General features: G+C 66.2%; 15 protein-coding genes. 10 read left to right on the top strand and 5 right to left on the bottom strand.

Features of this window, described 5'->3' with window-relative positions:
- Positions 1-96: 96 nt before the first annotated feature.
- Both WFI54_RS02915 and WFI54_RS02910 read right to left on the bottom strand, forming a co-directional pair.
- Entirely contained in the window at positions 97-1,110 is a 1,014-nt protein-coding gene (locus WFI54_RS02915) for a LacI family DNA-binding transcriptional regulator (protein WP_336651291.1), read from the bottom strand.
- Between the two features lie 11 nt (positions 1,111-1,121).
- Positions 1,122-2,159 (bottom strand): polyprenyl synthetase family protein, encoded by a 1,038-nt coding sequence (locus tag WFI54_RS02910; protein WP_336651290.1) that lies wholly within the window; start codon positions 2,157-2,159, stop codon positions 1,122-1,124.
- A 154-nt stretch (positions 2,160-2,313) separates the two neighbouring features.
- Between WFI54_RS02910 and WFI54_RS02905 the strand changes: the two genes are divergently transcribed.
- Entirely contained in the window at positions 2,314-2,994 is a 681-nt protein-coding gene (locus WFI54_RS02905) for a metal-dependent transcriptional regulator (RefSeq protein ID WP_336651289.1), read from the top strand.
- 6 nt (positions 2,995-3,000) lie between these two features.
- Here WFI54_RS02905 and WFI54_RS02900 read toward each other — a convergent pair whose 3' ends face one another.
- Entirely contained in the window at positions 3,001-3,399 is a 399-nt protein-coding gene (locus tag WFI54_RS02900; RefSeq protein ID WP_336651288.1) for a DMT family transporter, read from the bottom strand.
- Between the two features lie 2 nt (positions 3,400-3,401).
- Positions 3,402-3,722, bottom strand: coding sequence for a DMT family transporter (locus WFI54_RS02895; RefSeq protein ID WP_336651287.1), 321 nt, complete (start codon positions 3,720-3,722; stop codon positions 3,402-3,404).
- Positions 3,723-4,046: 324 nt separating this feature from the next.
- Here WFI54_RS02895 and WFI54_RS02890 point away from each other — a divergent pair, with 324 nt between their 5' ends.
- Entirely contained in the window at positions 4,047-4,688 is a 642-nt protein-coding gene (locus WFI54_RS02890) for an asparagine synthase (RefSeq protein WP_336651286.1), read from the top strand.
- 4 nt (positions 4,689-4,692) lie between these two features.
- Here the strand turns inward: WFI54_RS02890 and WFI54_RS02885 are convergent, their stop codons facing one another.
- Positions 4,693-5,043, bottom strand: coding sequence for a GNAT family N-acetyltransferase (locus WFI54_RS02885; RefSeq protein WP_336651285.1), 351 nt, complete (start codon positions 5,041-5,043; stop codon positions 4,693-4,695).
- Between the two features lie 145 nt (positions 5,044-5,188).
- Here WFI54_RS02885 and WFI54_RS02880 point away from each other — a divergent pair, with 145 nt between their 5' ends.
- From WFI54_RS02880 to WFI54_RS02845, 8 genes are all read left to right on the top strand, one after another.
- The gene (locus WFI54_RS02880; RefSeq protein ID WP_336651284.1) at positions 5,189-5,824 is read left to right on the top strand and encodes a hypothetical protein; all 636 of its coding nucleotides are present in this window, start codon (positions 5,189-5,191) and stop codon (positions 5,822-5,824) included.
- Positions 5,824-7,530 (top strand): adenosylhomocysteinase, encoded by a 1,707-nt coding sequence (locus WFI54_RS02875; protein ID WP_336651283.1) that lies wholly within the window; start codon positions 5,824-5,826, stop codon positions 7,528-7,530. The genes WFI54_RS02880 and WFI54_RS02875 overlap by 1 nt, the downstream gene beginning before the upstream one ends.
- A 42-nt stretch (positions 7,531-7,572) precedes the next feature.
- The gene (locus WFI54_RS02870; RefSeq protein WP_442918365.1) at positions 7,573-8,889 is read left to right on the top strand and encodes an amidohydrolase family protein; all 1,317 of its coding nucleotides are present in this window, start codon (positions 7,573-7,575) and stop codon (positions 8,887-8,889) included.
- A 239-nt stretch (positions 8,890-9,128) separates the two neighbouring features.
- A complete protein-coding gene (locus WFI54_RS02865) occupies positions 9,129-9,965 on the top strand; it encodes an ABC transporter substrate-binding protein (protein ID WP_336651281.1) in 837 nt (278 codons plus the stop codon).
- Between the two features lie 10 nt (positions 9,966-9,975).
- Positions 9,976-10,845 (top strand): amino acid ABC transporter permease, encoded by an 870-nt coding sequence (locus WFI54_RS02860; protein ID WP_336651280.1) that lies wholly within the window; start codon positions 9,976-9,978, stop codon positions 10,843-10,845.
- Positions 10,842-11,660 carry an amino acid ABC transporter ATP-binding protein gene (locus tag WFI54_RS02855; RefSeq protein WP_336651279.1) on the top strand — a complete coding sequence of 273 codons (819 nt, stop codon included), beginning with the start codon at positions 10,842-10,844 and terminating at the stop codon, positions 11,658-11,660. Before WFI54_RS02860 ends, WFI54_RS02855 begins: the two co-directional genes overlap by 4 nt.
- Positions 11,661-12,061: 401 nt before the next feature.
- Positions 12,062-18,619: a DUF7927 domain-containing protein gene (locus WFI54_RS02850; RefSeq protein WP_336651278.1), complete on the top strand. Its 6,558-nt coding sequence runs from the start codon at positions 12,062-12,064 to the stop codon at positions 18,617-18,619.
- A 44-nt stretch (positions 18,620-18,663) separates the two neighbouring features.
- Positions 18,664-20,247, top strand: a complete 1,584-nt coding sequence (locus WFI54_RS02845; protein WP_336651277.1) for a SpaH/EbpB family LPXTG-anchored major pilin — start codon at positions 18,664-18,666, stop codon at positions 20,245-20,247.
- Positions 20,248-20,473: the final 226 nt, after the last annotated feature.

Raw genomic sequence — 20,473 nt, 5'->3', positions numbered from 1 at the left:
GCGGCATCGCTGTGCGCGATCCTCCGTATCGCACAGCAGCGGATCAGCCCGCCGCCGTAGGGCCCTTTGAGCCGGCGCCCCTTCCGGTGCGGGCGCTCAGTCGGCGAGTGTGGATTCGCGCACGTTCAGCGACGTCGGCACCAGTTCGCGCCGCCGCTCGGCGGTGCCGTCGAGCGAATCGATCAGCAGATCGACGGCGATCTCGCCCAGGCGCACCGGGTGCAGATCGAGGGCGGTGATCGGCCGCTGCAGGCCGTAGTCGAGGTAGCGGCTGTCGGTGAGACTGAGCACCTGCAGCTCGCCGGGCACGTCGAGGCCGAGGGTGTGCGCGCTGCGCTCGGTTGCGTGGGCGAGCGTGTCGAGCGTGGTGAGCACGGCGTCGAAGCGGCGATCGGGGGAGGCGAGTGCGGCCTGAATCACCGGCTCGGCCTCATCGACGCGAGGCCCGGGGGAGCGGATGATGATGGGCTCGATGCCGGCCTCCGAACACCAGTCGAGGTAGGCGGAAAGCTCATCTCGCACATACGACGAGCTGGTCTCGCTGAGAAACAGTGCGGGTTTTGCGTCACGGTTCGCCGCGAGGTGCGCGAGCGCTGTGGTGGTGCCCGAGGAGAAATCGTTGTCGACCCAGCTCAGATCATCTGAGTTGCGGCCGACGGTGACGCAGGCGATGCCCGCACCGGCGGCTGCTGCGAGCAGCGGATCGTTCTGGCTCGGGTCGACCACGATGAGGCCGTCGGCCGCTGAGAAGAAGGTGCGCGACGACTCGTGCGAGGGCAGCATCGAGAGCAGGAAGCCGCGTTGAAAGGCCTGCGCGCTCGCGCCGCTCAGCACGCGGAAGTAGTATTCGACGTCCCACTCGGGCTGCCCAGGCTTCGTCGATTGTGCGGCCATGGGCGACACCGTGAGCACGAGTGAGCCGGTGCGGCCGGCGTTGAGGTTCTTCGCGATGCGGTTGACGGTGTACCCGAGGCGCGCCGCCGTGTCGATCACGTTCTGGCGGGTGGCCGGTGCGACGCGCCCCTTGCCGTTCAGCGCCTCAGAGGCGGTCGCGACCGAAACCCCGGCCTCGGCGGCCACATCCTTGATGGTGATTCTTCGCGGTTTCACGGTGCCTCGTTTCACTGGTGGTGCTGTCCGGGGGTCACAGGCTTGAACGCGGCACCCGGCACGACGATGCTTGCGGCGAGATCGAGCAGGTGGGGGCGGATCGCGGGAGGCAGCAGCGCTCGGCCTTCGGCGCAGAGCTCGGCGATGCGTGCCTCCGCGGCGGCTGTCACCTCGGGTGCGCCCGCGGCGACTGCAAGCGTGTCAGCGGGAACGGTGGCGGGGTCGGGGTCACCGGAGTTCGCTCTGCTTCCTGTCACTGTCAGGCGATGGAATGCCAGCCAGAGGGGGATCGTGGGGATGCCGTTGCGCAGATCCGCTCCGTGGTCCTTGCCCAGTTCTGCCACGTCGCCGTGCACGTCGAGCAGATCGTCTGCGAGCTGGAAGGCGAGTCCGAGGCGTTCGCCGGCGAGGGCGAGCCTGGCGGGATCCGGGGCCGCGGCCGTACCCGGTCGGCAGGCGGCTCCGCCGAGTTCGAAGGCGGCCCCGAACAGTGCACCGGTTTTCAGTGTTGCGTAGCGCTCCAACGCCGCAGGAGCATCGGGGCCCCAGTCGAGGGCCGATTCGACCAGTTGCCCGGTGCTCAGCGCCCGCAGCGCCCGTGCGAGCGGCTTGCTTGTCTGGGATCCGAGCGGGGCGACCAGCTCCTGGGCGACCCCGATCAGCAGATCGCCCACGAGAATCGCGGTGGCCTCGCCCGACACCGTGTGCAGTGCGGCGGCCCCGCGCCGCATCGTCGAGGCATCGATGATGTCATCGTGCACGAGTGAGGCTGTGTGCAGCAGCTCGACGGCTGCGGCTGCCTCGGTGATGACCTGCGGATCGGGCTCGCCGTAGGCGTGCGCCACCGCGATCAGCGCCCGTGCGCGCACATACTTGCCTCCCGCCAGAGCGGCCGCCTGGGCGGGCGGCACCGTGCCGGCGGGGAGCGCGGCGAGGTGGGTGTCGAGCAGCTCGCGCAGGCGGGTGATCACCTGGGAGAGGCCCTCGGGTTCGGCCTGCTGCGCGCGCTCCGCTGCCGGGGTCGGAACGGGTGCGTGCGAGGCTGTCATGCGGCTCCTTTGGTTCGGCTGCGCCGTGTGGTTCTAGGGTAGGTCGCCCGAGCTCCGCTGCCAAATCGATTCGGCAGCGGGTGCGCCCCGGCCGAACCGTCAGACGACAGCCTCCGCACCGCGAGCGCCCGCGCCCGCAAGCTATCCTGAGGGCGTGAGCGTCGACGATCTATCGCCAAGTATGCAGAATTACCTCAAGGTGATCTGGGGTCTGCAGGAGTGGTCCGACGCACCCGTCTCGAACTCGGCGATCGCCGAAGCCGCGGGGGTGCGGCTGTCGACAGTCTCAGACGCGCTCCGCAAACTCTCCGACCAAGAACTCATCGGCCATGTGCGCTACGGCACCGTCACCCTGACCGAGCTCGGGCGCGAGCACGCAGTGTCAATGATCCGCCGCCACAGGCTGCTCGAGACCTTCCTCGTGCAAGCGCTCGGCTACGAATGGGATGAGGTGCACGAAGAAGCCGATCGGCTTGAACATGCCGTCTCCGACGAACTCATCGACCGGGTCGACCGTATGCTCGGATACCCGAGCCGCGATCCGCACGGCGACCCGATCCCGAGTGCCGACGGGCGCGTGCATCGGCCCGACGCCATCATCCTGGCCGCCGTTCCTGCCCCGTGCCGTGCCCGTGTCGAGCGCATCTCCGATGCAGATAACGAGATGTTGCAGTACTTCGCCAGCCGCGGCCTTGTCGTAGACGCTGAACTCGAAGTGCTGCCGGGCGAGCCCTACTCAGAAACCGTGACGGTGCGCGTCGGCGAGGCAGAAGCTCCTGTGAGCCTCGGCCCCGCCGCCGCCGCATCGGTGTGGGTGACGGTGACCTCGCGATAGCGGCCCCTAGGCGGGATCGGGCGATTCCGCGGGTTCCGGATCTTTCGCGAACTTCAGGCCGATCACACAGCCCACGATGCCGACGAGGAAAACGAGTTTCAGGGCGGTGGGCGTATCGGTGCCGAGCACGAAGGAGGCGCCAACGGTCAGCGCAGCGCCGAGACCCGTCCAGATCGCGTAGGCCACACTCACGGGCAGACCCCGCATGGCGTAGCCCAGGCCAAACAGGCTGATGGGATTGGTGATGAAGAAGACCACGGTCGGCGCTGGCACCGTAAACCCGTGTGACTGCTTCAGTGCGATCGCCCACACTGCTTCGAGCACCGCGCTCGCAAGTAGCACCAGCCAGTGACGGATCGACGCGGTCTTGACTTCGGGAGACCCGCGCAGCGGTCGACGAGCCATGATCAGCTCACCGCCTTCAGGCCGACTACACAGGCAATCAAGCCGATCAGCAGTGCAACCCGCAGCACCGTCGCTCGATCCTTTCGTGTGATCAGCGCCCAGGCCGCCGTCAACACGGCACCGATCCCCACCCACACCGCATAAGCGGTGCCCACGGGAATTTCGCGCATGGCCCAGGCCAGCCCCGCCATGCTGCCGAGATAGGAGACCAGAAACAGCAGTGTTGGCCGAAGTCGTTTGAAACCCTTCGACGCATCGAGGGCCGTCGCCCATACGGCTTCGAGCATTCCGCTCATGATGAGCAATATCCACGCGAGTGACATGACTCGGCTTCTTTCTGGCCGTCGTCTACGTTGCGGGTACAGCTCCCTCGTCCGCGCCCCCGGAAAAGGGGCCGCATCCAGTGTCGCACGCGCCGACCGTCACGGTGCTCGGGATCTGCACAGCTAAAGTTCGCCTGTCCGGCCTGCCCTCAGAAAGTGGGGTCGTTGTTGGCCGTGTCGGAGGCCGCGACACGGCCAACAACGACCCCGATTTCTGGAATGGTGGCGCGAAGACCGTTTGCGAAAGACAGCAGGCAGAGGAGTGACGCGGGCGCGTTTTACGAGATAATAGGGGAGGCCCGGGTGGGCCCCGGAAGGAGCGCGGTGTTCGGCTGGTCGAAGAAACGCAAGCGCAGCAATGCGCGGCCGCCGCGACGGCTGCCCCGACGCGTACTCGCGCCCGTCGAAGAGATCGTCGAGCAGGGGCTGCTCGTGGCCGACGTTGCCGTGCGCATGACGGTCAAAAACGAGATCATCATGAACGCCCTCAAGCGCCACGCCGACTACGACCAGATCCAGATCCGTGAAATGGTGCGCCAGGCCACTGCAGATCTTGCGAGCGAGCGAGAGCGCGACGCGAGGCACATCGCGCGCATGCGCGACGAGATCCGCGATACCGGCCGCAGCTCATGGAGCGAGTCCGACTACGGCAACGACGACAACCGCACCCTGCGTCACCGCCAGGAAGTGTACGAGCGGGTCGCAGAAGAGCTGCAGAAGCGCGCCGCAGACGACACCTACCTCGCAGAAACCGCAGAGCGTGCCCGTTCCATGGCGTGGAATGAGATCGGCGATTCGCTCAAAGAGCGCGCCACACACCCCTATTACAGTGGCGGCGACAACGAGGAGTACCGCGAGGCTCGCGAGAGCCGCATTCAGCAGCTCATCGAGAAAGACCTCACCGCGCTCGTGCAGCAGCAGGCCAAGCCCAGCCGACTGCGCCGCAAGCGCAAAACCGAAGAGTAAGTGCTCAGCGCTCGCGCAACTCCGGGTGCCGGGTGAGGTAGCCGTCGATGAACCAGCATGAGGCGTGCAGCTGGCGTGTGCCGATCGCGTCGCCCGTGAGTGCATGGTGCGCGAGCAGGCCGGCGAGCCCGGTGCCGCGCAGCTCGGGCAGCACGACGGTGTGGTCGAAGTCGATCGTGCGCTCGCCGATGAGGGAGTAGTGCGCTTCTCCCACGAGCCGGCCTCGGCCAGCGCGCTCGTGCTGCCCGGTGCTTGCGCTCTCGCTCTGGTAGATCGTATAGCGCTGCTCTTCGGGCTCGTGCACGATGCTGAACCCGTCGGCCGCGGCCTGCTGCTCGTCCAAGTATCTCGCCATGCTCTTTAATGTACGCGCGGGAGCCGCGAATGCGTAGAGCTTGACAGCGTTTGCAGAGCTGAGTGCGGTGCGGCGTGCGCGTGCTGATGTGGGGGTCTAGTGGTGCTGCGTCAGGAATGTCGGTGGTGCCGACTATTCTCAAAGAGTGCCTCAGCTGCCTCGTTTCCATCGCGCCCCGATCGGGGTGCTGGCCTGCCTGCTGATCGTGGGCGGGCTCGTGGGTTGCGCGTCGCCTGAGCCCGCACCCGCGCCTGAGGTGCTGTCGGCTACGAAAGCCGGGGGCGTGTATCTTGACGCCGTCTGCCCGGTGAATGCCGCATGGGATGAGGCCGACGTTGAGCTCGACAAGCTGCGCATCGCGGTGGCACGCGGTGGTGACGCGAAGATCGATACGACGCGCTTCGCCGCGGCGATGGGGCGTGTTGCCGAGGTGAGCGCCGAAGCCGGCCAGCAGCTCGACACTGAGCAGCAGAGCTGGCCTGCGGCCGCAGAGGCTCCGGTGGCGGAGGTGCGCAAAACGCTGCAGGCGGATCGGAAGCAGGCCGTGAGCGTCGCAAAGCTCGACGCCGTGGCCGCTGTGGGCTACGTCTGGCAGGGTGCCGCCGAATCAGGGGAGGCTGCTGCGGCGGCGAGGGCCGCGCTGGGGCTGCCGGCCGACCCCGAAGCGGCGTGCGCGCAGTGGCAGGCTCAGCAGTCGGAGCGCGAAGGTGCTGGTGATGCAGACGTGGGTGCAGACACAGGGTTAGGCGCAGACGATACCGAGCGGAAGGCGCAGGGTTGATGATCGAACTCGACGAATCAGGATCGCGGGCCGCTGCGGCGTTGCGAGTGGAACGCGCGATCTGTGCTGCAGCCCGCTCAGGAAATCGCCTGCTGGCGGGTGGGGTGGCCCGGGTCGAGCTCACAGACGGGGGCGAGCGCGACATGCTGATCGCTGCGCTCGCCCGTATGGGGGTGCGCCTTGAGGCGGCGGCAGGCAGCCAGGCGGAGTTCGTGTTCGTTGATCAGTTGAGCGATGCGGGTCGCGCTGCTGCGGTTTCCGGTGCCGCCGCGGGAAACAGAACGGGCGAAGCTAACCAGGCCGGACCAGGGCTCGCCCCGGTGATCGTGGCGCTCGACGGAGGGGTTTCCTCGGCCCGCGGCGGAGATGCAGCGGCGCGGATCGCGTGGGCGGCAGACGGCATGCGCGCCACAGCGCGTCTCGCCGCCGAGTTCGCCGAGGTCGCCCAGGCTGGTGCTGGCTCCCGGCCACGCATCGGCGTCAGCCTCGTGCTCGAACCGAAGACCGCTGCGCTAACCCTCGCGCTCGCCGACGCAGGCTGCGATGTGGCGCTCTTCAGCGCCGTCTCAGAAACCGACCCCGAGGTTGCCGCCGCGCTCGCCGCAGATGGCAGGGTCGAGGTGTTCGCCCCCACAAGCGCCGAGGCCGCCGACGAGCAGGGATCCGCCGCCCTCGATGCCGATCATGCCGCGGCGATACTCGACTGGGGCCCCGAATATCTTGTCGATGACGGATCCCACCTGATCCGCCTCGCACACACCGAGCGCCCCGCCGCGCTCGACAGCCTGCGAGGTGCCGCCGAAGAGACCACCAGCGGCGTGCGCCCGCTGCGCGAGATGGCGGCTGATGGCGTGCTGCGCATCCCCGTGATCACGGTCAACGACGCCCGCACCAAAACCGACTTCGACAACCTCGTCGGCACCGGGCAGTCGTGCGTGTTCGCGATCGCCGAGCTGCTCGACCGTGCCGGCTGGGTGCCGCCCGGCGTGGGCGCTGCGCCCTCCGGCACCCGCAGGTATTCCGGCAGCAGCGGGTATTCCGGCGTCGCAGGTAGCCGGTGGGTGGTGATCGGGTATGGGCCCGTCGGTGTCGGCACCGCACGCTTCGCCGCTGCGCTTGGCGCTGCAGTCACCGTGGTCGAGCGAGATCCTGTGCGTGCGTTGGCCGCCATGCACGACGGCTTCGAGGCTCGCTGCGCTGAAGAAGCACTGCCCCTTGCCGATGTGGTGGTGAGCGCCACCGGAGTCTGGCACACCCTCGATGCACGTGGCTTCGCGCTATTGCGGCCGGGCACCGCCGTTGCCGTTGCGGGCGGCATCGACGACGAACTCGCGCTCGACGAGCTGCGGGCTGCGGGGTGGCGGGTGCAGCCCCAGGTCGATGGCGTGGCGCAGTGGGTCGCCCCGGGCGAAGAGCACGGCCCGCTGGTGCTCGCCGACGGCGGCGGCGTCAACTACACGGCAGCCGAAGGCAACCCCATCGAGGTGATGGATCTCTCTTTCGCCACCCAGCTCGCTGCGCTCACTCGGCTCATGCGCGGCGACCTCGCTCCCGGCGTGCACACGCTGACTGCGGAAGACGAGGCCAGGGTTGCGCGGGCGGCGCTCGCGGTGCGCGGCGGATCCGCCGATCCGGCACCCTCCCGCAGCCGTCCCGGCGGCGCAGCTCAGCCGTGGTCTGTGCACCGCTACCGCGCCACCCGCTGAGGCGGGGGCTGCGCCAAGCATGTCGTCGCACGCCCTAGACTCGTGCGGGTGAGCACAGCACCCGAGATCGTCGTCTACAGCGCTTCCCTCGTCTTCCCCGTCGTCAGCCCGCGCATTGAAGACGGCGCCGTGGCGGTGCAGAACGGGCGCATCCTGCATGTGGGGGATCGCCGCTGGGTGCTTGATGCGCTTGCCGCCCGCGGGGTCGAGCATCGCGAGGAGCACTGGGAGGGCGTGCTCGCCCCCGGCCTGGTGAACGCGCACACCCATCTGCAGTACACGCGCATGGCCGAGGTGGCGCAGCGCAGCTACAACGGGTTTGACGACTGGGGCGACGCCTTCGACGTGGTGTATGAGCGTGGCGGGCACGACTGGGCTGCTGCCGCAGCTGATGGCGCACGGCAGAGTCTCGCTGCGGGCGTGACCGCTGCGGCCGATGTGGTGACAGACCGTGAGGCGTTGAGTGCGCTGCACGATGCAGGTATGCACGGCATTGCCTACTGGGAGGTGTACGGCAAGAGCAACGCCGACTGGGATGCTGCTGCCCGCGACGAGGTGCGTGAGCAGATCCGCGCGATTCCTACGCCGCCCGGGGCTGGTGTTTCGCCGCACGCTCCCTACTCGCTTGAGGTGCAGCCGCTGCTGGAGTTGCCCGACATTGTGCGCGAGGAGGGGTTGCGGCTGCATATTCACCTTGCCGAGGCGCATATGGAGCGCGAGTTCGATGGCATCGACGGTTATGTGGGTGCTGGGCCGGGCGGGCATGGTGAGTGGCCTGAGCTGGGGGCTGACAGTTTCCGCGCGCTGCGTTCGCACGGCATCGGCGTTTCGTCGACGCAGTTTGTGGATCATCTCGGGGTGCTCGGGCCTGACTGTCATATTGCGCACGGCGTGTATGTGAGTGCCGAGGATCGCGCGCTGCTGCGCGCCAGGGGCACCAGCGTGGCGTTGTGCCCGAGGTCGAACGAGGTGATTGGCCTCGACATGCCTCCTGTGGCTTCGTATCTGCGTGAGGGCAACCTGATCGCGGTCGGCACTGACTCGCTTTCGTCTTCGCCCTCGCTCGACTTGATGGCTGATGTTGCTGCGTTGTATCGGGTGGCGCGGTCGCAGGGCTACCGTGACGATGACCTGCATCAGCGCCTCTTCACGGCGGCCACCCTGGGCGGGGCTGCGGCCCTGGGGCAGCATGTGGGGAAGCGTCGTATTGGGCAGCTCGGGGTCGGCGCGATGGCTGATCTTGCGTTCTTCGAGTGTGCGTCGCGGCACCCTGATGCAGCCCTGGCTGAGCTGGTTGAAGAGGGCGTCGGCCGTGTTCGCCGCACCGTGGTCGAGGGTGTGGAGCGCTTCCGCGCGTAGCGCGCGCTCGCAGCGTCACGCCCCGCCGAGAAGCGGATATTGCATGGCGAGCCGAGATCTCGCATGCGAAATCCGCCTCTCGACGGATGGCGACCTGTCGGGGAGGGGTGCGGCTCGTGTGACTCCCGATGACGCGCGGTGCGGTGTGCGGCCTGGAATCTCATAGACTGGTCTGTGGTCGGCGCGGCTGCGCCATGCCCGGACGCGCCCGCGCCTCTGCACTGATCGAAGGAGCCCCCATGTCACGCACCTCCCGCCTTGTTGCGGCCGCCGCTGCCGGCGCCGCGGCCCTGCTCGCCCTCACCGCTTGCACCAGCGGCGCTTCGTCTGATGGCGGCTCTGCTGAGGTTGGCCCGGTCACCGAAGGCAAGCTCACTGTTGCTACCGGCGAGCCCGCCTACGCCCCGTGGGTGCTGAACGATGATCCCGAGAGCGGCGAGGGCTTTGAAGCCGCAGTCGTGTACGCCGTGGCTGAGGAGATGGGCTACGCCGAGGGCGATGTGGTGTGGGTGCGTTCGAGCTTCGACTCGGCGATCGCTCCGGGCCCGAAGGATTGGGATCTCAATGTGCAGCAGTTCTCGGTGAGCGAGGAGCGCGCGAAGGCTGTTGACTTCTCGTCGCCGTACTACGAGACCACGCAGGCTGTGGTGGCTGCCGGTGGCACGCCCGCCGCCGATGCGAAGAGCATCGCCGATCTGAAGGAGACGGTGATCGGTGTCGCTTCGGGCACTACTTCGCTGAAGGTTGCTGAAGAGGTGATCGCACCGAACCAGCAGATCCAGGTCTTCAACAACGTCGATGACACGGTTGCGGCCCTGCAGAACGGCACGATCGACGCGATGGTCACCGATCTGCCCGGTGCGTTCTACGTGCGTGATGCGCAGCTCGACAATGGTGTGATCGTGGGTCAGCTTGATTCGGCTGAGGGTGGCGACGAGTTCGCGTTCGTGCTGCCGAAGGGTTCGTCGCTGACGTCGAAGGTGTCGAAGGCGCTGGATACCCTCCGCGAGAACGGCAAGCTTGATGAGCTGGCGGCGAAGTGGATCGCTGACCAGGGTGCCCCGGTTCTGAAGTAGTCATTTCCTCGTGACCTCTTCTCTTCCCGGCAGCGCGCCGTTCGAGCCCTCGGCTATCGAGCTCGAACGGCGCGCTTTCCGTCGTGCCCGCAAGCAGCGGTCGATTCTGTTCAGTGTGCTGAGCACGCTCGTGTTTGCTGCGGTGATTGCTGTTGTGCTCGTGAATAGTCCTGGCTGGAGCCGGGTGAGCGAGACGTTCTTCGACGTCGAGGTGGCTGTGAAGTCGTTCCCTCGGGTGATCGAGGGGCTGTGGCTGAACGTGCAGGTGTTGTTCGTAGCGGCGATTGGTGTGGCGATTCTGGGCACGCTGCTCGCGGTGGCGCGCACCTTGAAGGGGCCGGTGTTTACGCCCATCCGTTTGCTGGCTGCGGGCTACACCGATATTTTCCGCGGTATTCCGGTGCTGTTGGTGTTGTATCTTGTGGGTTTTGGCATTCCGGGCCTCGAGCTGACGGGGCGTATGCCGGCTCAGTTTTGGGGCACGATTGCGCTGATCCTCAGTTATTCGGCGTATGTGGCTGAGGTGTTGCGCGCGGGTATTGATGCGGTGCATCCTTCGCAGCGGCTTGCTGCTCGTTCCTTGGGTTTGAGCCACGGGAAGACGTTGCGGCTTGTGGTGATGCCGCAGGCGGTGCGCAAGGTGACGCCGGCGCTGATGAACGATTTTGTGTCGATGCAGAAGGATGTGGGTTTGATCTCGGTGCTCGGTGCTGTTGATGCGGTGCGGGCGGCGCAGATTGAGGTGGCGTCGAGCTATAACTTCACGCCGTATGTGCTTGCTGGCGTGCTGTTTGTGCTGTTGTCGTGGCCGTTTATTCGGCTTACCGATTGGTTGACGGCTCGCGCGCAGAAGCGTGAGCAGGTGGGGGGCGTCGTATGACCGCATCGGTGGAGCGGGTGGCGGATCCCGTGGCGCGGCCCGTGCTTGAGGTGCGGGGGGTGCATAAGCGTTTTGGTGAGCATCCGGTGTTGCGCGGCATTGATCTCACTGTTGATCGGCATGAGGTTGTGGTGCTGATTGGCGCTTCGGGTTCGGGCAAGTCAACGTTGTTGAAGACGATCAATTTGCTTGAGCAGATCGATGATGGCCGTATTTTGCTGGCGCGCGCGTCTGCTGATGATGGGGGCACTGCGGGTGAACTTGAAGACATCACTGATCCGCGGGTAGATCCTGATCGCGTGCGGGCTCGGATCGGCGTGGTGTTTCAGCACTACAACCTGTTTCCGCACATGAATGTGATCGACAATGTCACGCTTGCTGCGCGTAAGGTGTTTGGCGTGTCTCGGGGTGAGGCTGAGCGTGCGGGGCTTGCGTTGTTGACCCGTATTGGTCTTGCCGATAAGGCGAAGGAGTTTCCTGATCGCCTTTCGGGTGGTCAGCAGCAGCGTGTGGCGATTGTGCGCGCGATTGCGACTGATCCTGAGCTGTTGTTGCTTGATGAGATTACGAGTGCGCTTGATCCGCAGCTGGTGGGCGAGGTGCTCGATCTGGTGCGCGAGTTGAAGGCTGCGGGTTCGACGATTGTGATGGCGACGCATGAGATGTCGTTTGCGCGTCGGGTGGCGGATCGCGTGGTCTATTTGAAGGATGGCGTGATTGTGGAGTCGGGGTCGCCTGAGCAGATCTTCGACAATCCTCAGCGGGAGGAGACTCGGGAGTTTTTGGCTCGGGTGCGTGATCCGTTTGGGGAGTGACGCGCGCTAGCGTTCAAGCTGTATTTGGGGCCCTTTGTGGTCGGGTGTCGTTGCGACACGCGGCTACGAGGGGCCCCGTTTGTGTTATGTGCGTGGGTCGCGGGTGAATTTTGAGTGCGTTGAGGGTGATTTCTGCCCACTTTTGCCTGTGTGTTCGGTGTGCCTTGGGTAGGCTTTTGCGATCCGGGGTCTGCAGTGCGTTGAGGGGAACGACGCGGCATCGGGGATGGTGCTGGTGTTGTGGCTCTGAGGGGTGTTGCTTTCGTGCGAACTGCAGGCGTTGATGGTGCTCGCGAGCCTCAGCCTGACGTGGCAGATCGTATCTTGTCCCGTTCGGTGAACAGCTTGAAGGTATCGGCGGCGTCTCACCGGCCGCGGCAGCTCAACTTCGGGGTGCGTGTATGAGTTCCCTTCGTTCGCGTCGTTCGTCGTGGGCACGTCTGCGTGGGGTGTTTCGGCGCAGCACGGCGTGGGTGGCGGTTGTCGCGCTGCTTGCGGGTGGCGGGGTTGCGGTGACTGCGGGGCTCGCGTCTGCGGCTCCGGGCCCGAACCCCCAGACCGAGATGACCTTCACGAAGGTGTTCGATGGCACCGGGCATGGCACCTCGTCGGCATCGTTTGTGAACACCCCGAATGGGTTCTCGCCGGGTGATAACACGGCCTCTGACGGGGTGGTGTCCTCTGGTGATGTGGTCGGCTACGAGTTGGCGCTCAGGTTTTTGCCGGGTGCGGCGCGGCAGGTGTCGGTGAAGTTCGCGGGCACTTCGCATTTGTCGGTGTCTGCGGGGTCGTTGGCGCAGTTGTGTCAGTCGGTGCCGGGAGCGTCGGCGTCGGTGGTGTCGGGTGCGTGCGTGTTCAGTGTGTCGGCGGGAGTGTCGGCCAGTGTGACACGCACCGTTATCGCGACGGCAGCGGATAGTGCTGGTGTGGTGCAGGCGGGTCAGAAGATCACTGCGCAGTTGGGTCTGCAGGGGCAGCAGTTGTACACCTCGGTCGAGGGTGGCGCGGTGTCGGTGGTGTCGGCACCGCTGGCGGATCTCATCATCCGCCCTAGCTCCTCCTCGTACCTCTGGAATGGGGATGGCACGGGCAGCTTCATTGTGGGCCCCACCCAACTGCGCAAGCCGGGCTTCTCCCCGTCGAAGGGTGCGACCGCGTCGACCGCGTGGCAGACGCGGGTGAATGTGTCGGCGTTCCCCGCTGGCACGGTGTGGAAGGTGGGGACCTATACGCTGCCGGTGACGGACGGGTGGATTCAGGGCGCGATCTCGGGCACGCAGACGCTGACGTTTGCGTTGCCGGGTGGGAAGTGGCCCGAGCTTGCCGAGGGCGACTCCAAGACGTACGAGGTGCAACTGGATGTTGCGAAGACCGCGTTCGCAACGCCCGACTATCTGAACAATGGTGATGGTTCGCAGCCCGGTGGTGGCAAACCGAAGACCTTCGCCACTCTGGATGCGGCGACGGGTGCGACGGCGGGTGCGGTGTTCCCGAACAATGACTTCTCCGCGGTGACCGTGTATCGGCCGGTGCCCACGCCGGGTGCGCAGTTCGGGAAGCAGGTGGAGTATCCCAGGGATGATTCGGTGTCGAAGTTTGAGCCGGGCAACCGCTTCTGGGCGAACGCCGTGCAGACGGGGGTGTCGAACCCGGGGTGGCCTGCAGAACTCGCGCCCGGGGCGCAGTTCCGGCAGCAGCTCTCCGTCTACACGAACGAGCTCCAAGCCCAGGGTCAGCCCGCCCAGTCGCCCGAGATTGTGGTGTCTGACGAGTGGGACCCCACCCTGCAACGCGTGGACGGCCTGGTGAATGTGACCGGCCCTGATGGGAAGCCGGTGGATGGGTCGAAGTACCGGCTGTTCTGGTCCACGACCGCGACCGGTACCCCGGTGGCAGACACCGCAGTGACCGCGGGCTGGGTGGAGCAAGAGCAAGCCCCGCAGGATGCCCGCGCGCTCCGCGTCATCTTTGCGCCCGGCGCGCTCCCGGTTGCAACCGACCCCGGGGCGGGCAAGTACACCGTCTCCCTGCCCTCGCGCATTCGTGAGGGCGTCGCTCCGGGTGTCGGGGTGCTTGCTCAGGACACGTTGCGTGGCCGGGTGGGCGCCGGGAGCGTGGTGTCCGCCCCGGGTGTGGTGCGGCTCGTGTTCCCCGAAACCCCCACCCTGCAGCTCACGCACACCGTGAGCCCGGTGAGCGTGTACCCCGGCGGGGCCACCACCTACACGGTCACCCCGAAGATCGAAAAGCCCGTGATTGTGGGTGCGGGCTTCGCCCCGCAGGTGACCGTCACCCTGGATCGCTGTGTGACGGCCCCGGTGAATCAGACCCCTGGCTGGGTGATGACCGTCACCGACGCCATCGCTGGCCCTACGGGTCGGGTGTGTGGCGATCCGCAGTCGAAGCCCGCCACCCTCACCTTCACTCCCGCGCAGGCACCGATGTTTGCGCAGTCGTGGAACGCGACCACTCGCATCGCCACGCTGCCTGAGATTAAGTACACCGCGCAGGCCACCCGGACCGCCCGGAATGCGGTCTCGAACGCGGCGGCCTTCGCGGTGACGGGGGAGCAGCCCGCGGGGTCGGCGATGCCGGTGCCCGCCGTGGCTGATGCCTTGGCGGCGGTGCTGGCGCAGTCGTCGTCGCTGGCGCAGGTGACCGCGGAGCCCGTGAAGGTGCAGCCCGGTGACGCGCTCTCCTGGACGGTCGACCTCGCCTCCTCGGGTGCTTCAGAGACCGTGGTCGCGCTCCCGAGCCCGGGGGATGCGGCCCGGTATGGGGCGCTCGTGCCCACCTGGTCGGGCGGCGGCTCCCACTTCGGCGGCACCCGCACCCTCACAACTGCATCACTGGTGACGGAGCAGACCACGGAGGGTGCGACCCTGTTCTACACCACCCAAGCAAACCCCACCCTCGTGCCCTCGGAAAGCACCTGGGTGCCGGTGGCTGCTGCCACCCCGGCGCAGCTTGCTGCGGCGACCGCGCTCAAGGTGGTGCTGTCCGCAGCCGACGCGGGCGCGAACGCGCGCCTCACGGTCACCGCCGCAACCTCAGGCAACACGGCCGGTGACGCGTACCTGCTCTGGGCGGGAGGGGTGCATCCCGCCGGGGGTGGGGCTGCGAGTGCGGCACCCTGGCCGGGGAAGATCGACACCGTGCTTGGCACCGTCACCGGCACGATCTGGAACGACCTCGACAGCAGCGGGGCTAAGAACGGCACCGAACCCGGGTACGCCGGGGTCACTGTCGGCCTCTTCAAAGCCCCGAACGGGGTGGCGGAGCAGAACCCGGTGCAAACCGCCACCACCGCCGCGGGCGGCAGCTACACCTTCCCCGGGGTACGTTCCGGCGACTACGTGGTGAAGATCACCGGCCGCGGCGCGAACCTCCCCGCGAGCACCACCAGCTACTACGGCAAAACCGCCACCGTCGACCCGACCTACTCGTACAAGGGGCAACGGCTCACCAAAGCACAGCTCGCCTCCACCCCGTTCCCTGTCAGCCTCGGCGGCACCGTCAGCAGTGTCGACTTCGGGTTTGCCGACACTCACCCCAAGGTCGACATCGACAAGAGCGCCGGGCAAGTGATGTGCAACGACACCACGGGCATCTGTGATGTGGCGTGGCAGGTCACCATCACCAACCTCGGCGACACCGACATCACCGCGGGCACCCTCACCGACACGGCCTCAGACGGGGTGTACGACATGGAAGCGATCTACGGGCAAATCGGAGAACCCGTGAAAGACGTTGTGGATCGCGCAGCGCAGGGAGGCTACGCGCTCACCGTGGCTGGGCGCGTGTATTCCTGGGGGCACGGCGGTAACGGTGCGAACGGGAACGGTGGCACCGCCAACAATCTGACGGCGCAGTTGGTGCAGGGTCTGCCTGTGGGTGTGACGCAGGTGATCGTCCGCGGCTCCATTGGTGGGTATGCGTTGGCTGGTGATGGGCGCGTGTACTCCTGGGGGCAAGGTGCCAATGGTGCGAACGGGAACGGCGGCACCGGGGACAATCTGACGGCGCAGTTGGTGCAGGGTCTGCCTGCGGGTGTGACTCAGGTGATCGCCCACGGCCTCGGTGGTGGGTATGCGTTGGCTGGTGATGGGCGCGTGTACTCCTGGGGGCAAGGCGCCAATGGTGCGAACGGGAACGGCGGCACCGGGGACAATCTGACGGCGCAGTTGGTGCAAGGTTTGCCTGCGGGGGTGACGCAGGTGACTGCCCGCAGCTACCTCGGTGGGTTCGCGTTGGCTGGTGATGGGCGCGTGTACTCATGGGGGTACGGCACCTATGGTGCGAACGGGAACGGTGGTACCGGTGACAATCTGACGGCACAGTTGGTGCAAGGTTTGCCTGCGGGGGTGACACAGGTGATCGCCCGCGGCAATTACGGTGGGTGTGCGTTGGCGGGTGATGGGCGCGTGTACTCCTGGGGGATCGGTGATCTTGGCGCGAACGGGAACAATGTTTTCGGTCACAATCTGACGGCGCAGTTGGTGAAGGGTTTGCCTGCGGGCGTCTCGCAGGTGATTGCCCGTGACTATTTCGGTGGGTACGCGTTAGCTGGTGATGAGCGCGTGTACGCCTGGGGGTACGGCGGCACTGGTTCGAACGGGAACGGCGGCACCGGAGTCAATATGACTGCGCAGATGGTGCAGGGTTTGCCTGCGGGTGTCTCGCAGGTGATCGCCCGCGGCACTTACGGTGGGTTTGCGTTGGCGGGTGATGGGCGCGTGTACTCCTGGGGGACCGGGAGTAATGGTTCGAACGGGAACGGTGGTACCGGGGACAATCTGACGGCGCAGGTGGTACAGGGGTTGCCTGCGGGTATCACGCAGGTGATCGCCCGCCACTCTGCCGGTGGGTTTGCGTTGGCGGGTGATGGGCGCGTGTACTCCTGGGGGATCGGGAGTAATGGTTCGAACGGGAACGGTGGTACCGGGGACAATGTGACGGCGCAGTCAGTGCAGGGTCTGCCTGCCGGGGGCACGCAGGTGATCGCCCGCAGCTATCAAGGTGGATACGCGTGGGCTAGTGATGGGCGCGTGTATTCCTGGGGGAACGGCAGCAGTGGTGTCAACGGGAACGGCGGCTACAGTAGCAACGTGACGGCGCAGCCGGTGCAGGGCGCTTTCGCCCGCACCCTCGCCGACGCCGTCCCCCCGAAGTCAATCACTCCCGTCGCAGATGGTGCGGCGCGGTTTGTGGAGCGGCAGTACGGTATCGACCGCATCCCTGCTGGCGGCAAGGTCGAGGTGGTGGTGCGGGGTAAGACGAACCAGGGTGCCGCGGCGCGCAATGTGTTGAATCAGGCGTGGTTCACGTCGCCGTCGACCCCGTTCGCGGGCATTGCGAAGAACCAGGCTGCTGGTCGTGCGAAGCCGATCTTGCCGAAGGATCCCGGTGCAAGCCCTGACCCGCAGGGCATCCCCGGCAATGCGTCCTGCGACACGAAGGCCAACGGCCAGAATGCGACGACCCCGGATTCCTGTGATCAGGTGCCGGTGAAGATTCCGGTGGCGAAGGTAGCTCCGGGCACGGTTGCGGGCGTTGCCTACTTGCCGAAGCAGATGATCCGAGTTGGGGGAGTACTGTTTCAGCTTTTCAACGCGCAGGGAACCAAGATCGGTGAAGTGGTCACGGAGGAAGGAATGTCGTATGGCATACCTAACGTCCCACCGGGAAACGGATATCGCGTTGTTGCGAGTATTGCGGGAGTGGCACCGTCGCAGGCGGTAGTCGATGCGGTGTTTGGTCCTGGGAAAAATCCGTCTGTCTATAGTTTTGGGTTTGCCCCGTTTTCGCCTGCACTGGCGGGTTGTCCCATGATTGCCAATCCGGATCCGGTGGGTTGCTTTGATCCTCTGACCGGAGCTGCAGCTCCTATCACGGTAGAAAGCGGGAAGTTTCGGACGCATGTGGATGCCGCTTTGGTTCTGGGTAGTTCTCCGATTGCGGCTCGGAAGTTTGGGGAAATGGGTGATCCGGTGGTGTTGCCGCCGGATGCTGCGGGTCAGACGCAGGTGGAAGTCGTGAGGATGGAGTTCAAGAATTCGGGTACGAGTCCGATCCGCAATCTTGCGCTGAGTGATGTCACTCTGGCTGGCCCTGCGATCACGGATCTCATATGTTGGGAACACGGTGGGGCGGGTGTTACGCCGAATGAGTCGCCGATGCGGTATTTGGCAGATGGTTCCGAGTACATGTTGCGTCCTGGCTGGCCGCTTGAGTGTGGCTGGTGGCTTCCCCCGCTTGACGCGAGCAATCCGCTGCATCGTGATCGCGCGACACTCTCGGGTCAAGTGACAGACTCCGGCATGCTCGTCTCCGCGTCCGATGATTTTGAAGCGTCGCTCGGGAAGCGAGCCTGGGAACTGTCAAAGACCGCGACCGTGGAGCGCGGCGGGAAGGCTGTGCCCGTTGCGGATGGTGCGACGGTGCGGCCGGGTGAGCAGGTCACGTACACGCTGACGGCCACGAACACGGGGGACATGTCCCTGTCTGGCCTGGTGGTGCAGGATAATGCGTCGCAGGTGCTGAACAGTGCGAAGCTCACCGGCAACCTGCCCGCGGGGGTGACGCGTGCCGGGTCGCAGTTGTCGTGGCAGGTGCCGAATGTGGCGCCGGGTTTGTCGCAGCAGGTCTCCTACACGGTCACCGTGAACAACGACGCCTACGGGGTGCCGCTCGTCAACAGCGTCACCGGTGATGGTGTGGTGAAGCCGACCGGGTGCGGCGGTGCGCAGCCTGCGTGCAAGGTGTCGCTTGCGACGCCGCAGTGGTTTGCGTTCCCGCTCCCGGTGCTGGGCGGTGCGACCGTGCAGGGGATTCTCACCTGGGGTGGCTTGATTGTCGCGGCCGGCCTGCTCGCTGCCGTGTTCTGGCGTCGCCGCCGGGTGCCGCAGACGGCCGGGTCGTCCGTGCCTGAAGCGCGATTTGAATTGCAGTTTTTGTAACACCAAAGGATTCCCCCTCGGGGGTGGAGGAAAGGAAACACACTATGTCCAGGACCACGAGGCGGCTGAGCGCCGCGGTCGCGGCTGTCGCGTTGGGTGCGACCGCGCTGATGGGGGTCGCGGTCAGCGCGGCCTCCGCGGCGCCGTCGAATATCGACCCGAACCAGCCGCGCAGCCTCACCATCCATAAGCTGTCGCAGCCCGCCACCCCGGGTGTCGCCGGTGACGGCTCGGAACTCGCCCCCGGCAGCCTGCCCGCCGACGCGCTCCCGATCAACGGGATCGAGTTCACCGTGCAGCAGGTCACCCAGATTGGTGGCAAGCCGGTCGATCTCACCACCGATGCCGGGTGGGCGACCATCCAGCCGTACCTCAACGGCACTACCCCGTTCGTTCCGGGCAGCGCAACGCTGGGTGCTCCGGTGAAGCAGGTGACCGCGAACGGTGGTCTTGCCGTGTTCAACACCCTCTCGGTGGGCCTGTTCTATGTGACCGAGACCAATACGGGGTCGAACTCGATCAAGACCCCCGCGCAGCCGTTCCTGGTGACGCTCCCGATGCCGACGACAGAGCCGGGCACCTTCCGCTACGACGTGCACGCCTACCCAAAGAACACCCTCGGTGATGACCCGTACACGGTGAAGACCGTGGACGATGCGTCCGCGCACGCAATCGGTGACAAGGTGACATGGCGGGTGTCTACCAAGCTGCCTGACAGTGCGGGATACCAGGTATCGACCTACGGGGTGTACGAAATGCCGGATCTCGATTCGCTCGCGCGGTGGGACACCAACAAAGTGTGGAGCGCCGACGACGGAACCCAGTTCCCCGATAGCGCGACCGTGACGCCGAAGGGCGGGGCACCTGTCCCGCTCCATCCTGAAGATCTGGCATCCAGTTCGAGCCCGGGGCCAATTACCGAACTCTCGGGTAGTGGGCTCATGAAGGTAAACACTGCAGGTCCGGGCTCAATCATTGAGTTCGTGTACGAGACGCGAGTGCTGGCGATCCCTGCGAACGGAAAGGTTCGCAATGAAGCCGAGTTTGCAGTCAACGGCATCAATAAGTTTGCCAATGCCGAGACCTTGTGGGGCACCGCTCGCCTGAACAAGCACGTGCAGGGCGACACCGCGAAGCGTCTCGCGGGTGCGAAGTTCCAGGTGTTCACCACTCAGGCCGCCGCCACTGCAGCAGCCGCGCAGGTCACCGCGGGGCAGCCCGTCACGGGCGGTCTCACCTTCGGCCCGGGTGCGGGTGCTGACGCCGACAACAAGACCTTCACCACGAAGGATCAGGGTGCCGATCACGGCTTCGCGGTTATCGGCGGTCTGAAAGCGTCGGCTGCGGGCACGAAGTACTGGGTGGTTGAGACCGCCGCCCCCGCAGGCTACGTCGCATCGAGCACACCGACCGAGATCACCGTCTACCCCGGCACCGATCTCTCGGGCGCCGGTGCGACGGTGAACATCGCCAACGCGCAGCGCACCGCAGGCGCCCTGCCCGTGCTCGGTGGTGCCGGCATGACCGCGATCGGTATCGGGGGAGCGATCCTCATCGCCGGCGGCATCCTCTTCGCGATCTTCGGCCGCCGCAAGAAGCAGCAGGAGACCCCCACCCCAGCTGCCTAACCCAGGCTGCCCCCTCCGAAGCCTCCCGGCCCTGAGCACCCCCAGGGTCGGGAGGCTTCGCCGCTCCCGCATGCCCCGCTCCCGCATGCCCCGCACCCGCAATGCCCGATCCGCCACCCCACGAGACCTTGCACAGACGCCACCCGAGCGCGTAAGCTAGTGCGTCTGCCTCCGAATGGTCTTCTGCGCGACCGCGGCCGAGGCAGACCATCTCAAGGAGTCTTGC

Source organism: Leucobacter sp. MMO-125 (genome assembly GCF_037148395.1).
In the GTDB taxonomy this organism is placed as follows: Bacteria; Actinomycetota; Actinomycetes; order Actinomycetales; family Microbacteriaceae; genus Leucobacter.
The sequence above is the reverse complement of the archived record's forward strand: the minus strand, read 5'-3'. Positions and strand labels throughout refer to the sequence as shown.

Bases quoted from the DNA above. Each gene is read 5' to 3' on its own strand.
- WFI54_RS02910 (WP_336651290.1), bottom strand. From the start codon at position 2,159: ATGACAGCCTCGCACGCACCCGTTCCGACCCCGGCAGCGGAGCGCGCG.
- WFI54_RS02900 (WP_336651288.1), bottom strand. From the start codon at position 3,399: ATGGCTCGTCGACCGCTGCGCGGGTCTCCCGAAGTCAAGACCGCGTCG.
- WFI54_RS02895 (WP_336651287.1), bottom strand. From the start codon at position 3,722: ATGTCACTCGCGTGGATATTGCTCATCATGAGCGGAATGCTCGAAGCC.
- WFI54_RS02885 (WP_336651285.1), bottom strand. From the start codon at position 5,043: ATGGCGAGATACTTGGACGAGCAGCAGGCCGCGGCCGACGGGTTCAGC.
- WFI54_RS02875 (WP_336651283.1), top strand. From the start codon at position 5,824: ATGATCGAACTCGACGAATCAGGATCGCGGGCCGCTGCGGCGTTGCGA.
- WFI54_RS02865 (WP_336651281.1), top strand. From the start codon at position 9,129: ATGTCACGCACCTCCCGCCTTGTTGCGGCCGCCGCTGCCGGCGCCGCG.
- WFI54_RS02855 (WP_336651279.1), top strand. From the start codon at position 10,842: ATGACCGCATCGGTGGAGCGGGTGGCGGATCCCGTGGCGCGGCCCGTG.
- WFI54_RS02850 (WP_336651278.1), top strand. From the start codon at position 12,062: ATGAGTTCCCTTCGTTCGCGTCGTTCGTCGTGGGCACGTCTGCGTGGG.
- WFI54_RS02845 (WP_336651277.1), top strand. From the start codon at position 18,664: ATGTCCAGGACCACGAGGCGGCTGAGCGCCGCGGTCGCGGCTGTCGCG.